The 14,774-nt window shown below is 70.7% G+C and carries 12 protein-coding genes; 10 read left to right on the forward strand and 2 right to left on the reverse strand.

The window, feature by feature from the left end; genetic code table 11:
- The first annotated feature begins 9 nt into the window (after positions 1 to 9).
- Positions 10 to 1,479 (forward strand): sulfatase family protein, encoded by a 1,470-nt coding sequence (locus tag E1294_RS02320; protein ID WP_132503949.1) that lies wholly within the window; start codon positions 10 to 12, stop codon positions 1,477 to 1,479.
- 90 nt (positions 1,480 to 1,569) lie between these two features.
- Here the strand turns inward: E1294_RS02320 and E1294_RS02325 are convergent, their stop codons facing one another.
- Entirely contained in the window at positions 1,570 to 2,436 is an 867-nt protein-coding gene (locus E1294_RS02325) for a fumarylacetoacetate hydrolase family protein (protein WP_132503950.1), read from the reverse strand.
- A 202-nt stretch (positions 2,437 to 2,638) separates the two neighbouring features.
- On the opposite strand from E1294_RS02325, the gene E1294_RS02330 reads away from it, so the two are divergent.
- Positions 2,639 to 3,313, forward strand: coding sequence for a hypothetical protein (locus E1294_RS02330; RefSeq protein ID WP_132503951.1), 675 nt, complete (start codon positions 2,639 to 2,641; stop codon positions 3,311 to 3,313).
- On the opposite strand, the gene E1294_RS02335 is transcribed toward E1294_RS02330, so the two are convergent.
- Positions 3,303 to 4,478, reverse strand: a complete 1,176-nt coding sequence (locus tag E1294_RS02335) for a L,D-transpeptidase (RefSeq protein ID WP_132503952.1) — start codon at positions 4,476 to 4,478, stop codon at positions 3,303 to 3,305. The genes E1294_RS02330 and E1294_RS02335 overlap by 11 nt on opposite strands.
- A 465-nt stretch (positions 4,479 to 4,943) precedes the next feature.
- Between E1294_RS02335 and E1294_RS02340 the strand changes: the two genes are divergently transcribed.
- The 8 genes from E1294_RS02340 (at position 4,944) to E1294_RS02375 (ending at position 14,585) form a co-directional block, all read left to right on the forward strand.
- A complete protein-coding gene (locus tag E1294_RS02340) occupies positions 4,944 to 5,162 on the forward strand; it encodes a hypothetical protein (RefSeq protein WP_132503953.1) in 219 nt (72 codons plus the stop codon).
- Between the two features lie 88 nt (positions 5,163 to 5,250).
- On the forward strand, positions 5,251 to 6,822 hold the full coding sequence (gene qcrB / locus E1294_RS02345; protein ID WP_132503954.1) for a cytochrome bc1 complex cytochrome b subunit: 1,572 nt from the start codon (positions 5,251 to 5,253) through the stop codon (positions 6,820 to 6,822).
- Positions 6,823 to 6,900: 78 nt separating this feature from the next.
- Entirely contained in the window at positions 6,901 to 7,488 is a 588-nt protein-coding gene (locus E1294_RS02350; RefSeq protein ID WP_132503955.1) for a hypothetical protein, read from the forward strand.
- A gap of 271 nt (positions 7,489 to 7,759) precedes the next feature.
- The gene (locus tag E1294_RS02355; RefSeq protein ID WP_165977038.1) at positions 7,760 to 9,208 is read left to right on the forward strand and encodes a PepSY-associated TM helix domain-containing protein; all 1,449 of its coding nucleotides are present in this window, start codon (positions 7,760 to 7,762) and stop codon (positions 9,206 to 9,208) included.
- Between the two features lie 103 nt (positions 9,209 to 9,311).
- Positions 9,312 to 9,896, forward strand: coding sequence for a hypothetical protein (locus tag E1294_RS02360; RefSeq protein WP_132503957.1), 585 nt, complete (start codon positions 9,312 to 9,314; stop codon positions 9,894 to 9,896).
- Positions 9,893 to 11,788, forward strand: coding sequence for a vWA domain-containing protein (locus E1294_RS02365; RefSeq protein ID WP_132503958.1), 1,896 nt, complete (start codon positions 9,893 to 9,895; stop codon positions 11,786 to 11,788). The genes E1294_RS02360 and E1294_RS02365 overlap by 4 nt, the downstream gene beginning before the upstream one ends.
- Complete coding sequence (locus E1294_RS02370) at positions 11,785 to 13,080, forward strand: extracellular solute-binding protein (protein ID WP_165977039.1); 1,296 nt, start codon at positions 11,785 to 11,787, stop codon at positions 13,078 to 13,080. Before E1294_RS02365 ends, E1294_RS02370 begins: the two co-directional genes overlap by 4 nt.
- A gap of 77 nt (positions 13,081 to 13,157) precedes the next feature.
- Positions 13,158 to 14,585: an alpha/beta hydrolase gene (locus E1294_RS02375; protein ID WP_132503960.1), complete on the forward strand. Its 1,428-nt coding sequence runs from the start codon at positions 13,158 to 13,160 to the stop codon at positions 14,583 to 14,585.
- The last annotated feature ends 189 nt before the right edge of the window (positions 14,586 to 14,774 follow it).

Raw genomic sequence — 14,774 nt, forward strand, 5'->3', positions numbered from 1 at the left:
AGGTGTCAGGTGAACCTGCTGTTCCTGATGACCGACCAGCACCGCGTCGACACCCTGGGCTGCTATGGCAACCCGCATGTGGCCACGCCCAACCTGGACAGGCTCGCCGCGACCGGCACGCGGTTCGATCGGTTCTACACGCCGACGGCCATCTGCACGCCGGCGCGGGCGAGCCTGCTCACCGGGCAGGCGCCCTTCCGGCACCGGCTGCTGGCGAACTACGAGCGCAACGTCGGCTACCTGGAAAACCTGCGGGAGGACGCGTTCACCTTCCCGGAAGCGCTGAAGGAGCGCGGCTACCAGCTCGGGCTGATCGGCAAGTGGCACGGCGGCACCAGCCGCAACGCCGCCTCCTACGGCTTCGACGGGCCCGACCTGCCCGGCTGGCACAACCCGGTCGACCACCCCGACTACCTGGCGTACCTGGAGGAGCGGGGATTGCCGCCGTACCGGATCTCGGACCTGATCCGGGGCACCACGCCCAACGGCAACCAGGGCAACCTGCTGGCGGCGCGGCTGCACCAGCCGGTGGAGGCGACGTTCGAGCACTACCTGGCCACCAGGGCGATCGAGCACATGGAGCGCTACGCCGCGGACGGGCGGCCGTTCTTCCTGGCCACGCACTTTTTCGGGCCGCACCTGCCGTACCTGCTGCCGGACGAGTACTTCGACATGTACGACCCGAGCCTGGTGGAGCTGCCGCCGTCGATCGCGGAGACGTTCGAGGGCAAGCCGCCGGTGCAGCGCAACTACAGCGCGCACTGGACGTTCGACACGATCCCCATCGAGGTCACCAGGAAGCTGATCGCGGTCTACTGGGGTTATGTCACGCTGATCGACCAGCAGATCGGCCGGATCCTCGACCGGATGGACGAGCTGGGGCTCACCGGCGAGACCACGGTGTTCTTCACCGCCGACCACGGCGAGTTCACCGGGGCGCACCGGCTGCACGACAAGGGCCCCGCGATGTACGAGGACATCTACCGCATCCCCGGCATCGTTCGCATTCCCGGCGAGCAGCCGCAGGTCCGGGACGAGTTCGTCACGCTCACCGACTGCACCGCGACGATCCTGGAGCTGGCCGGGTGCGACACGAAGCCGGCCGTGGACAGCCGCAGCCTGGCGCCGATCGTCCGCGGCGAGCACCCGGAATGGCCGGGCGAGCTGCTCGCCGAGTTCCACGGCCACCACTTCCCCTACCCGCAGCGGATGATCCGCGACGACCGCTACAAGCTGATCGTCAACCCGGAGTCGGTCAACGAGCTGTACGACCTGCACGCCGACCCGCACGAGCTGAGCAACCGGTACACCCATCAGGAGCTGGCCCCGGTCCGCCGCCGCATGATGCGCCGCCTGTACGACCTGCTGCGCGAGCGCGGCGACAACTTCTACCACTGGATGACCCCGATGTACGACATCGGCGCCCTCGACTACGACCCCACGCTGAGCTCCTTCGAGAAGGAGAACACCGCCGGATGAGGTGCTCCTCCCCCGGCACATCGCCCCGGTCATCGGCCAGGCCGATGCGCCGGCGGCGTGTGCCGCCGGCGTGGGACGGCGCACGAGGGCTCAGCGCATGGCGTCCAGGCCCCTGACCACGCTGGTCGTCAGCGTGCCGACCTCGGAGACGGCGATGGTCACCGTGTCGCCGTCCCGCAGTGTGAACGGCAGGTCGGGGACCAGGCAGGTGCCGGTCGCCAGCACCGCGCCGTCGGGGAAGACGTCGGCGCGGAACAGGTAGGCCGCCAGGTCGTCGAGGCGCCGGTTGAGCTGCGAGGTGTTCGCCTTGCCGTCCCACACCGTCTCTCCGCCCCTGGTGATGGAGAGCGTGATGTCCAGCGTGTACGGGTCGGAGACCTCCCACGCGGGCCTGATCGCCGGGCCCACCGCGCACGCGCCCAGGTAGATCTTCGCCTGCGGCAGGTAGAGCGGGTTGACGCCCTCGATGGTGCGCGAGCTCACGTCGTCGACCACCGTGTAGCCGACGATCTCCCCTGAGGCGTTGAGCACCAGCCCGAGCTCGGGCTCCGGCACGTCGATCTCCGAGTCGGCGCGCGCCGAGATGCGCCCGCCGTCCCCGGAGACCTTCCACGCCGCGGACTTGAAGAAGAGCTCGGGTCTTTCCGCGTCGTAGACCAGCTCGTACACGTCGGCGGCCCGCTCGCTCTCGACGACCCTGGCCTCGCGCGAGCGCCGGTAGGTCACGCCGGCGGCCCACACCTCCATCCGGCCGTCCACCGGAGGCAGGAGCCGTACGCCCGCCGAGGCGTGGCGGGGACCGTCGGCGCCCTCGCACCGCGCGCGGAACTCGCCGGACGGGAGCCCCAGCAGCTCGCCGACGGTGGTGATCCCGGACAGCTCCACCACCTGTTCACCGTCGTCGATCCCGACCGCGTCCGCGCCGGTCAGAGGGCTGGTGAACCGTACGATCTGCATGCCTGCTCCTAGCTCGATCAAACGAGGGGCCAAAATGTCATCCGATGAATTGTCCCCTATCCAGTCAAGTGAGGGGATTTGTCTGCCCGGTTCCTGGGCTCGACGGCAGCGCCGGGCGGACACCCTGCAAAAGGCCGCACTCACCGCAGTTGACCAGGTACTCTGCGTGACGCCAGACCGTACGGATCGATGGCGGTGACCAGTGACGCAGGACGGTGCGCTCGGCGCGCGGGAGGAGCCCGGGGCGCGGGGCCGGGTGTTCAAGGCGGCCGTGAGCGTGCTCTTCCCGGCCGTGACGGGTCTGGCGGGCAACCTGGCCACCGGCAACCTGCGCACTCCCTGGTTGTGGGGCGCGCTCGCGACCGTGCTGGCCGTGCACGCCGGCCTGCTGCTCGCCGGGCCGTCGCGGTGGTTCCGCGGGCCCCTGCGGGTGGCGGCCGCGTCGCTGGTCGCCGTCGTCGTGACCGGCTGCCTGGTCCTCGCGCCCGTGTCACCCGGCGAGCCGCCCGCGTGCGCGGAGGCCGATCCTCGTACGGACATCAGGCCGCCGGTCGAGGACCCGGACCTCGGGGTGACCTGGGAGAGAGGCTTCGCCTGCGAGAACGCCGGAGGAACGGTGCACGCCGGGCCGGGCGCGGCGACCACGAAGGTCGGGCGGCTGGACCGGGAGGGCCCTGACGTCTTTCTGTGCGTGGCCAAGGTGGGGGCCGGACATTGGTACCGCACCGTGGCCGACGAGCCGTGGGCGAACCGCGGGTGGGGGTACATCTCCCAGGCTCACGTCAGGGCCCGGCATCCCGTCCCCGGCATTCCCCCTTGCCCGGATCAGACCGCTGCGCCACCCCCGGCTCGCTCCCGCGCGGAGGTCAGCCGTTGACCGAGGCACCGAGGGCGCTGCCGGCCAGCCAGTCCTCCCACGATTTCGCCCACGGCGTCGGCCCGTTGCCGAACCGCAGCTTCCTCGACGTGCCGGTGACCTCGATGATGTCGCCCCGCTGGGTGAACTCGTAGAACCAGCGGGCGTTCTCCGGGCTGGCGTTCACGCAGCCGTGGCTGACGTTGCGGCTGCCCTGCGCGCCGGTCGACCAGGGCGCGGCGTGGAAGAACGTGCCGCTGTAGGTCATCCGGACGTTCCACTTGGTGCGGATCCGGTACTCCCCCGGTTCGCCGACGGTGGCCGAGTCCATGACGATCTCCGGCGCCTTCTCCTGGGCGATCATGACGCCCGAGTAGCTGTCGTCGCCCGGCTTGCCCAGGCTGACCGGCATGGTCTTGACGACGTCGCCGTTCCTCCGCACGACCGCCTTGTGGGCCCCGGCGCTGACCTTGGTGATGTGCTCGGCGCCGACGGTGAAGGTCAGCCTGCGGTCCCTGGCGCCCCACAGGCCGTCACCGGCCCGTACGCCCGCCAGATGCGCCACGACCGTCACCTGCTCCCCCACCGGCCAGTACGCGCGCGGCCTGAACTGCACCTCACGGTCGCTCACCCAGCTCCACGCCCCCTCGACCGGCTGGGACATCCGCACCTCCAGCGACCGCTCGATCGCGGCCCTGTGCTCCTTGCCCGTCACCGGCCGGGACAACAGCAGCTGCACGGGCATCCCGACCCCGACCGTCTCGCCGTCCAGGGGTGAGATGCCGCTCTTCAGCACGCGCTCCGGTTCGAGGGTGGTGAACGTCGCCTTGCCGGTGACGGGCCTGCCGTCGGTGCCCGTGGCCCGGGCGCTGACCGTGTACCTGGTCGAGGGACGCAACGACCACCGGGGCCGCCACGTGCCGTCGGCGCCCACGGAGCCCCGCACCTCGCGTCCCTTGGCGTCGGCGACGGTCAGCGCGGCGACCTCGCCGCCGGTGACCTTGACGCTGACGCCGGTGTCCGGGGGGACCTTCTCCGCGCCGTTCGCAGGGGTGATCGACAACTTGGCCGCCGGTGCCTGCCGACCGTCCGGTGCCTGATCGCCGCCCGCCGTGCACCCGGCGGTCAGGAGCATCGCCGCCGTGAGGGTGCCGGCGACGGTCCTGCTGGTCCGGCCGTTCCGCATCGCTGATGCCTCCCGTGCCTGACGGATAGGGGTTCTGGTTGCCAGGCGGCCTACCTGCCCAGAACGAGCGGGACCCATGCGGCCCGGACCCGTCGTGGCGCTCCGGCGGCTCACCCGTCCGGGCGCGGTGGACACCACCGGGCCCGGACGGGTGATGATCTTGCAACCGCGTCCGGCCACCGAGGATCATCGATCGGGTGGACTACTACCTGATCGCCGCCACGGCGGGCGACCCGTCACCGGCGGCGATCCTCGTCGAGCAGTTCGTCCTCTGCGACGACTACACCGCCGCCGGCATCGACACGGCCGCGTGGCGACCCTCGGCCGGGTCCTGGGCGGGCGCCGCGCGGCTCAGCCTCGACCTGCGCTCCGACGCCGGGTTGCGGACGAGGGTGACGGCGGTGGACTGGCGCGCTGGCGAGCGCGCGCACGGCGCTGCGGCTCGAGCCGACCGGCGACCCGCGCGTGGCCGGCGCCGCCTCGGCCGACGCCGACGGCCACGGCTTCTCCTGGGAGCTGCGCCGGATCGGGACGGGCATCGCCTGGTGCGTGGACGTGACCGTGCGGCTGGGCGCGGCCCCCACCACGGAGCTCGCCACGGCGCTCGGCGCGCTGCTGCACCACCACCGGCAGGCGATCCGCGCGCTGGGGCTGATCCCCGTCACGATCGAACGCCTCGCCTGAGAGCAATTCGCCCGCCAGGTGTCACATTCTCCGCAGCTGTCCCGTCTTGATAGGTGACGAGCCATCCAAGACATAGGCGGGGTTGACGATGAAGGGCAGCTCACTGGCCGGAGCACTCGACGACCGGCTCGGCGGGGCCGGCTTTCTGAAGAAGGCGATGCGGAAGATCTTCCCCGACCACTGGACGTTCCTGCTCGGGGAGATCGCCCTCTACGCGTTCGTGGTCGTGCTGCTCACCGGCGTCTTCCTCACGTTCTTCTTCAAGCCGAGCATGCAGGAGGTGATCTACGACGGTTCGTACGTGCCGCTGCAGGGTGTCGCGATGAGCGAGGCGTACGCCTCCACCCTGGAGATCAGCTTCGAGGTGCGCGGCGGCCTGCTGATGCGGCAGATGCACCATTGGGGCACGCTGGTCTTCCTCGCCGCCATCGTCGCCCACATGCTGCGCAACTTCTTCACCGGCGCCTTCCGCAAGCCACGCGACCTGAACTGGCTGATCGGTGTGGCCCTGTTCGGCCTGGTGATGCTGAACGGGCTGTTCGGTTACTCGCTGCCCGACGACCTGCTGTCGGGTGCGGGTCTGCGCATCCTGCACGGGGTCACGATCTCGGTGCCGCTGGTGGGCACGTACCTGGCGATGTTCCTGTTCGGCGGGGAGTTCCCCGGGGATGACATCGTCTCCCGGCTGTACAGCATCCACGTGCTGCTGATCCCCGCGCTGCTGCTCCTGCTCATCCCGCTGCACGCGGTGGTGCTGACCTGGCGGCAGACGCACACGCAGTTCAGGGCGAAGGGGCTGAGCGACCGGGTGGTGCGCGGCGCGCCGTTCTTCCCCGCGTTCCTGGCGAAGACGACGGTGTTCTTCCTGTGGGTGCTGGCGGTGATCGCGCTGCTGGCGACGCTGTTCCAGATCAACCCCATCTGGTTGTACGGCCCGTACCTGCCGAGCACGATCAGCGCGGGCTCGCAGCCCGACTGGTACATGGGCTTCCTGGAGGGCGCGCTGCGGATCATGCCGCCGTGGGAGTTCGCCGTCTTCGGGCACACGGTGACCATGAGCGTGCTGATCCCGGCCCTGGGGGCGCCGGGCCTGCTGTTCACGGTGCTGGCGCTCTACCCGTTCCTGGAACGGTGGATCACCCGTGACAACGCCATACACCATCTCCTCGACCGGCCGAGGGACGTGCCCGTACGCGCCGGCCTCGGCGTCGCCGGGATCGTCTACTACGGAGTGCTCTGGCTGGCCGGCGGCAACGACCTGATCGCCTCGACCTTCCACATCTCGCTGAACGCCACCACGTGGATCTTCCGCGTCGCGATCATCGCCGGGCCCGTGCTGGGCTACGTGATCGCCCGGAGGATCGCCCTGGGGCTGCTGGCGCGCGACCGGCACACCGTCGCCCACGGCGTGGAGACCGGGGTCATCGTGCGCGGCCACGACGGCGCGTACAGCGAGATCGAGCGGCCGGTCACCGAGGAGGAGGCCGCGGTGCTCGTCCCCGCCGCACTGCCCGCCCTGCCGCCTCCAGGGAACGACTCCGGGAACGGCACGGGCAACGGCACTGGCAACGGCTCCAGGAAGGGGCCGGGCAACGGCGACGTGCCGCCGCCCGCCGGGCGCAGGTTCCGCGACGCCCTCCAGCGTTCCTGGAACCGCTGACCGCAGGAAACCCACCGGCCGTTCGCTGAACCGCTGCCGGGCAGCCACCGTATCTCCCCGTGTGAGCGGTGATCGCGGTTGAACGCCGAGCAGAAGGGTAGCGGCACCGGCAGCAGGGACACCGCGCGGGCCGGCCGGGCCGGCCTGCGCGGGCTGCGGGCGGCGGTGTTCGCGGTCGTCTGCGTGTACGCCGCACTGGGCATGCACGTGCTGGCCGGAGGCCCGGACACCCGCCTGGGAACCGTCGTCGCCGCGACTCTGGCGACGGGTGCGGGCGCGTTCGTTCTCGCCCGCCGTCAGCGCTCCCTGGGCACGCTGCTCGCCGCCTCCTTCGCCGCGCAGTACGGAATGCACCAGCTGTTCGGCTCCGGCGGCGCCGCCTTCTCCAGCCATCATGGGAGCGGGCTCCACGCCGGGGCCGGGATGGTGCTGGCGCACGTGCTGGTCGCGACGGTGTCGGCGTGGTGGCTGCGGCGCGGCGATTCGGCGCTGCTCACGTTGCTACGCCTGCTGGCCTGCTCGCTGCGCGACCTCTGGCACCGGCTGACCACCCGCCTCGCGCCGCCCCGCACGCCACGCCAGGGGCTCGTCCTCGCGGCTCCGGACGGTGTCGCCGCCGCACACGTGCTGGCCTGGACGGTGTGCCGGCGGGGGCCGCCTCGGTAACGGCCGCTCGCCCAGGAACCCCGCACCGCCGGAACGTTCCGCCTCCCCACCTGCGCACCAGGCCGGGCGTACACCGGGACGTTCACGCTGTGTCCTCGGGCGTCCGCTGTTCATCCGTGAGGCTCGGGCGCCCACGCTGATGGCCGCGCCCACCCGCGGGCGGCGTGGATCGCCGTCCCGCCGTCCGGTGGCGCGACCGGCCCGTCGTGGCCACCCCCTGCTTTTCGCGCGCCCGCCTCCCCGCGTGCCCGCACTCCGGAACGGAGCCCCCATGACCTCTGTCCAAGCGCGGCCGGAGACCGCCCGGCCCGCCGCCGCACCGTCTTCCGCCTCCACCCAGCGGTACCGGGTCGTCTGGCGCTGGCACTTCTACGCCGGCCTGTTCGTCGCGCCCGTCCTGCTGGTCCTCGCCGTCACGGGCTCGATCTACCTGTTCAAGGAGCCGTTCGAGGCGTGGCGCTACCAGGACGTACGCACGCTCGCCGAACCCGTCACCGCGCCGCGCCCCTTGTCCGAGCAGATCGCGGCCGCCCAGAGCGCACGCCCCGGCACGCCCGTCATGTCCGTCATCCCGCCTACGTCCCCCGGCCGCACCACCCGCGTCATCCTCCAGGGCCCCGAGCCGGGCCCGTTCGCCGAGGGCATCTCGGTGTACGTCGATCCCGGCACCGCCGAGGTCGTGGGCCAGATCGACGACTCGGCCACGTTCATGCGCGTCGTACGCACCATCCACGGGGAGCTGATGTCCGGCACGGCCGGCGACCGGGTCGTGGAGATCGCCGCGTGCTGGGCGCTGATTCTCGTCGCCACCGGCACCTACCTGTGGTGGAGCGGCCGGCGTACCCGCGGGAGGTCCGCCCGGTCGGGCCGCGGCCGGCTGCGCCGCCTGCACCTCATGACCGGCGTCGGCGGGGGCGCGGTGGTGGTGTTCCTCGTCCTGTCCGGGCTGCCGTGGTCGGGCGTGTGGGGCGACGGCCTGAAGCGCATCCAGGACAGCACGGGCTCCACGTCTCCGAGCGCGGACGACTACCCGAACACCTCCGCCCCTCCCCTGTCGGGGGACCTGTCCGACCACCCGGACGCGAAGGTGCCCTGGGCCGCCGAACGCCTTCCCGTACCGCCGTCCGGCGACGAGCACGCCGGGCACGGGAGCCCGGCCGGCGTGCTGCAGCCCGGCGCCCTGCCCGTCGAAGCCGCCCTGGCCGCCGCCAAGCCCCGGATCAGGCAGTGCGCGGCCGCCGAGTGCGACGTCAAGGTGCTGCTCCCCGACGGGCCGCGCGGTGTCTACACGATCGTGACCGACCACCGCCGCGACCCGTCGGCCGCGCAGACCCTGCACGTCGACCAGTACAGCGGCCGCGTGCTCGTCTCGTACGGCTGGGCCGAGTACGGCGTCATGGCCAAGGCCGTCGAGCAGGGCATCGCGCTGCACGAGGGCCGCAGGTACGGCACCGCCAACCTGATCGTCATGCTCGGCGCCTGCCTGGCCCTGATCACGCTGGTGGTCACCGGGGCGTGGATGTGGTGGAAGCGCCGCCCGCGCGGCCGGGCCGGCGCCCCCGCCCGCGCCACGGACCGGCGCACGGCGTACGGCGTGATGGCCATCATGGCGCTGCTCGGCCTGCTGTTCCCGCTGGCGGGGATCACGATGGCGGCGGTGCTGCTGCTGGACTGGCTGGTGCTGCGCCGGATCCCGGCGGCCGCACGCGTATTCGGCTGATCGCTTGCCGATAAATCACCACAAGGGGCAGACCGAAACGGCAACACCTGCTGAATGGGGAGTTTTGTGAGCATTTGAGTGACGAATCAGCCAGGCTTTCCTTATGGTGGGGAAACACGGGTCGCGCATTCGGCGCTTCTTCACGTCCGTCGCGCTGGGATTGCTCCTCTCCTCGGGCGTGTACGGCGCGCTCGTCGCGATCTTCGGGCTGACGTGGGCGGATCTGGTCACGCCACGCGCCATCCTCCTCGCCCTCGGCTCGATCGTCGCCGTGAGCGTGCTGACGTCGATCGCCACACGGATCAAGCTGCTCCGCGTGCACGCCGACCTACTCCGTGACGGGATGTTCCTGCCGAGAGCGGAACGGGTCCACGAGTGGTCGTACTTCAACGTTCACGAACAGGACGTAAAGGACCCATCCGGAAATAGACCCTACTTCAGGAGAAATAGTGATGAAGAGCTGAGAGAAGCCGTCAGAGAGGCCCGCTTCATTCTCGTGGACGGGCCTCCGAAGGCGGGAAAGTCGTTCGCCGCCGCGAAAGCCGTCCAGGCGGTGTGGCCGGGAAAGAAGCTCCTCATCCCCGCGAAGCCGAACTCCCCTGCGGAACTGCTCAACGGCGGGCTGCCGCTCCGGAACACGGTGTTGTGGCTCGACGGGTTCCATCGTCACCTGGACCACGAGACATGACCCCGGCCGTCTTCGAGCGCCTGGCCGACATCACGAGCCTCATCATCGTGGCGACGATCAGCACGGAAGAGCTCGACACGCGGATCGCCTCCGACCGGGAGAAGGTCGAGCGCATCGTCGGAAGGACGCGGCGCGTGACGCTCCCTCCCCACGACGAGGACCGGGCAGGGGGCCATGACCTCGCTGCGGACCCGGCACGGACCGGGCGAGGGCGGCACGAAAGACCCCGCCTGAGCCGGCGTCGCACCGTCACGCTGTTCGTCCTGGCCGTGGCCATCCTGGTCGGCGTGCCCGTGGTCATCTTCTGGCGGTCGTCCGGCTGCTTTCCCGTCGTCCAGCTCAACGTTCTCACGACACCTGAGAAGCAGGCCCTCGTCGAGGATCGTGCCCGGGCCTTCGAACGGGAGCTGATGAAGACCGGACAGTGCGCCGTGACGATCCAGGTGTCCACGGCCCGCTCCGCCCACACCGCGATCGACCTGCTGAGTAACGGGTGGGGCGACGAGGCGTTGCTCACTGCGCCGCGGCCTCACGTGTGGTTGCCCGGCTCCGCCCTGGACCTCGAGCAGGCCAAGCGCCTGACAGAGCAGCGGGATCTGCTGGAATTCACCCCGGAATCGCTCGGGTCGATCGCGCGTTCCCGCCTGGTGCTGGCCGTTCCGCCGTCGTACCAGGAGTGGACCGGCCGCAGCTCGTTCACCTGGCCTGAGGTGTCGAACGCCGTGGCACGCGGCGAGTTGCTCCTGGCCCGATCAGGGCCGCGTTCATCCAGCAGCGGCCTGGCGGCCACGATGGCGCTGTACCGGCACGCACCCGGCGGCACCGGCGACGTCCACCACAGGATCGAGCAGAATCTGGAGTCGCCCGATCACGAAGGGTCCTACGACCTCATGTGCGCGGTGCGGCATTCGTTCCCGCCCCCGGCTCAGCCGTTCGCCGTGCTGACCACGGACAAGGTGGTCGAGGACTACAACGCGGGACGGCCGCTGCGCGCCGACTGCCCGAAGCGCACGACCCCTGAGGGGGAGCGTCTGCACATGCTCGTCCCCGCCGAGCAGCCGGTCCTCCTCGACCATCCGTACGTGCTCATCGGCGCCCTGACGCCGCGCAGGGACGAGGCCGCGCGGGCCCTCCACACATATCTGCGGAGCCCGGCCAGCGAGTCCGCGCTGAAGAAGCACCATTTCGCCCCACCCGGCAAGGACGACGGGGCCGGCACGCCGCCCGGGGGCGTCGAAGAGGTGCTCGGCATATGGGAAAGAGCCCGGAAACCCACCAGGCTGCTCGTCGCCCTCGACGTCTCCGGTGACATGCGCGACGGCCTGCGCGGGTCCCCCATGAACAACCGCCTCGCCGCGGCCGCGGCGGAGGTGTACACCGCGGTCGGCGGCATGGGACCGCGCGACCAGGTCGGGTTGTGGACGTTCGCTGACCGGCCAGGAGACATCGATCACGAGGAGCTGATGGAGATCGGCGAGACCACAAAGGACGAGACGTTGCCGGCACGCTTGCAGGAGCGGCTGAACGCGCTCAAGCCGGAGAGCCATCCCGGAGCGGACCCGCGTGACGTGGTTCACGACGCGATCGACCGGCTGCGGGAGACGAGCGACGACGAGGGCGAGGACGAGGCGATCGATGCCGTGCTTCTCATCACCTCGGGTGATGAGTCCCCTGACCGCATCCCCGCGGATTTGCGGCCTCCCGTCTCCACCCCGGTCTTCGTCGTGGCGCTGGGCCTCAACGGATGCGCCGAGCGGACCAGCCTGCGGCGGATAGCCGAACAGACCCGCGGCCAGTGTTATGACGTGCCCGGCGCGGAGGCCATGGAACGCGCCTTCGACGGGCTTGCCGTCTCGCTCTGGGGCGGCGGCACCTCCGGGGAGACCTCGTGAAGCCCTGGCCGTGGCTGATCGCCCTCGTGACGCTGCTCACCATCACCCGCCTCATCACGGTTTCCCGCCTGAACGACGACCCGTTCGCCGGCGACGTGGACGACGGTCGCGGGCTGGTCTTCGCCGACGGCAGGGACACCAGCAAGGACGCATGGCTCGACCAACTGGTGAAGGAGTGGAACAACACGCACTCCGCGTCCCATGAGGTCAGGTTCGTCCAGTTGCCGACCACCACGGACGAGCACCGCGCGCAGTTGGTCGCGCACGCGCAGGACCCTCTCCTCGCGGAGGAGGACGACGCGGCGAAGCGCCGCTCCGAGTGCTACGACGTGGTGACCCTGGACCTGATCTGGACGCACGAATTCGCGGCGTCCGGCTACATCGTCCCCCTGGAGGAAAGCAAGTTCCCCACCGACGCGATCCTGGACAGGGCCCTCGACAGCGCCCGCTTCGACGGCGAGCTCTGGGCCGTGCCGATGCGGACCGACGCGGCCCTGCTCTATTACCGTACGGACCTGCTCCGCCAGGAAGGGCTCTCACCTCCCACCTCGTGGGAGCAACTGCGGACCCAGGCGAAACAGCTCGCCACCAAGTACGGGCTCCACGGATACGTGGGACAGTTCGACAAGTACGAGGGCTTCACCGCCGGCGTCGTCGAAGCGATCCACGGGGCGGCCGGCGACATCCCGCCCGACGCGGACGGCGTCGAGCTGTTCGGCTCGGACGCCGCCGAGCGCGGGATGCGCCGGATCATCGACGGATTCGCCGAACAGTGGATCCCGCACAAGGCGGCCCGCTTCCGCGAGGAGGAGGCCCGCCAGGACTTCCAGGACGGGAAAGCGGTGTTCATGCACAACTGGCCCTACGCCTACCAGGTCATGCGGCACGACCAGAAGTCGAGGGTCAAGGACGCGTTCGACGTGGCGCCGCTGCCCGTTCCCAGCGTGCTGGGCGGGTGGAATCTCGCCGTATCGGAATGCTCCGTGAACCGCCGGCTCGCCTACGAGTTCATCAACTTCCTTCTGCGCGAGAAGACCCAGGAGTCGATGTTCAGGAAGGCCGGGTTCGCCCCCGCGCTCGAATCCCTCTACACGAAGCAGGAACTGCTTGACGAGTTCCCCTACCTCTCGGTGCTGAAGCGCGGCCTCGACGCCGCGGTCAACCGCCCGGCGAGCCCGTCCTACGTGCAGGTCACCAGAGCGATCCAGATGAATCTGCACCCGACGCTCATCAACGCCCCCGGCTCGCTCCCATCGAGCCTCGCCGCATTGCTCCGCGAGATCGACCCGTAGCCGGTAGTCCTGGCACTACCTCGAGAACGGGCCGCTACACGATCGAGATCCGGCGGCGCGGCGGCCAGCCTGGAGGCATGCATCTGACAGCCACCAGCCTCCTCCTGCTCGGCTCGCTCGCCGTCGTTCCCTCCTCCCAGGCTCTCGAGTGGGGGACGTGCCCGGGCGACGAGCGACCCCAGGACATGGAGTGCGCCTCCATCCGGGTTCCGCTCGACTGGAAGAAGCCGGAGGGCCGCTCACTGACGCTGCGGATCGCCCGGCTGCCCGCGACCGGCAGCAGCTCGGGGACGGTCTTCAGCATCCCCGGCGGGCCCGGCGGATCGGGCGTCGACGATCTCACGTACCGGGGCGGGCACTTCTCCGCCCTGCGCAAGCGGTTCGACGTGGTCAGCTTCGAGCCGCGCAACGCCACCACGTACGGCAGGCTGCCGGTCAAGTGCTTCGGCACCGGGCCGTGGCTCACCCGGCCGGACGACCCCGGCGCGTACGCGCGGCTCGGGGTGAAGGTGCGGCGCAGCGCGCAGGAGTGCAGGAAGCTCGACCCCGCCTTCTTCGGCCATCTGGACTCGGCTTCCGTGGCGCGGGACATCGACGCCGTCCGCTCCGCGCTCGGGGAGAAGCAGCTAAGCTTCGTCGCCACCTCGTACGGAGGGGTGCCCGCCCTCGCCTACGCCCGGCTGTTCCCTCAACGGGTCCGGGCCATGTACCTGGACGGGGCGGTCAACCAGCTGCGGGACGCGGCGACGGACGCCCGCGTGCGGTATCGCACGTACGAGGCGCAGTTCGAGCGTTTCCTGACGTGGTGCGGGACGGGGGACGTGTGCGGCAAGGACATGGGCAAGCGCTGGCGGAAGCTGGTCGCGAGCGCGGACCGTACGCCGATTCCCGTCAAGGGCCGGCCGGACGGCGAGGCGGTCGCGTACAGCGGGTTCGACCTGCAGGTGGCCGCGATGCCGAACCTGGTCGGGCCGGGACCCGCGCCCGAGTATCCGCGCTGGCGGCAGCTCGCCGCAGCCGTACGGCAGGCCGAGGAGGGGGGCGCCGCCGGGTTCGCGAGCTACGTCGACGCCGGGGTCGGAAGCCTGAAGCCGCCGTCGTTCGTGGGCATGAACGCCACCCAGTGCGCCGACGGGCTGCGCTTCAGCGGCTATCGCGAATACCGGGCCGTGCGGGCGATGGGCGAGCGGGTCTCACCGAACCTCGCCGGCATGGGGCTGTGGCACCGCCTCGGGTGCACGGGCTGGCCCGTGCCGGTGACCAACCCCTCCAAGCCGCTGCCGTCCGGTCTGCCGCCGTTCCTCGGCGCGGGCACGTGGACCGACCACGACGACACGGCCGACATCGTGCGCAGGGTGCCGGGGTCGGCGACGGTCCGCTTCGACGGGCACGGCCACGGGCTCTACCTCACGGGCAACGCCTGCGTCATCGCCCACGCCAACGCCTACCTCACCGACCTGCGCCTCCCCGCACCCGGTGCCACCTGCCGCCCGCCGAAGCAGTAACTCTGGGGTCGCGACCGCCACCCCCACCCTGACCGGCCTCACCGCACGAAGAGGCCGGTTCGGCTCCTGAGCCATCCCCTCGGGGCGGGAAACGAACCAACGGCGAACCGCCCCTCAGACGAGAGACACCACCCCACCGAGATCGGAAACGGGGCCCGGCCACCTTCGGCGAGGTGGCCGGGCCCTGGT

It is taken from the genome of Nonomuraea diastatica, from assembly GCF_004349015.1.
GTDB classification, from domain to species: Bacteria; Actinomycetota; Actinomycetes; order Streptosporangiales; family Streptosporangiaceae; genus Nonomuraea; species Nonomuraea diastatica.

Excerpts from the sequence above, each read along its gene's own strand:
- E1294_RS02365 (WP_132503958.1), top strand. The coding sequence starts at position 9,893 with ATGACCCCGGCCGTCTTCGAGCGCCTGGCCGACATCACGAGCCTCATC.
- E1294_RS02335 (WP_132503952.1), bottom strand. The coding sequence starts at position 4,478 with ATGCGGAACGGCCGGACCAGCAGGACCGTCGCCGGCACCCTCACGGCG.
- E1294_RS02375 (WP_132503960.1), top strand. The coding sequence starts at position 13,158 with ATGCATCTGACAGCCACCAGCCTCCTCCTGCTCGGCTCGCTCGCCGTC.
- E1294_RS02355 (WP_165977038.1), top strand. The coding sequence starts at position 7,760 with ATGACCTCTGTCCAAGCGCGGCCGGAGACCGCCCGGCCCGCCGCCGCA.
- qcrB (WP_132503954.1), top strand. The coding sequence starts at position 5,251 with ATGAAGGGCAGCTCACTGGCCGGAGCACTCGACGACCGGCTCGGCGGG.
- E1294_RS02360 (WP_132503957.1), top strand. The coding sequence starts at position 9,312 with ATGGTGGGGAAACACGGGTCGCGCATTCGGCGCTTCTTCACGTCCGTC.
- E1294_RS02325 (WP_132503950.1), bottom strand. The coding sequence starts at position 2,436 with ATGCAGATCGTACGGTTCACCAGCCCTCTGACCGGCGCGGACGCGGTC.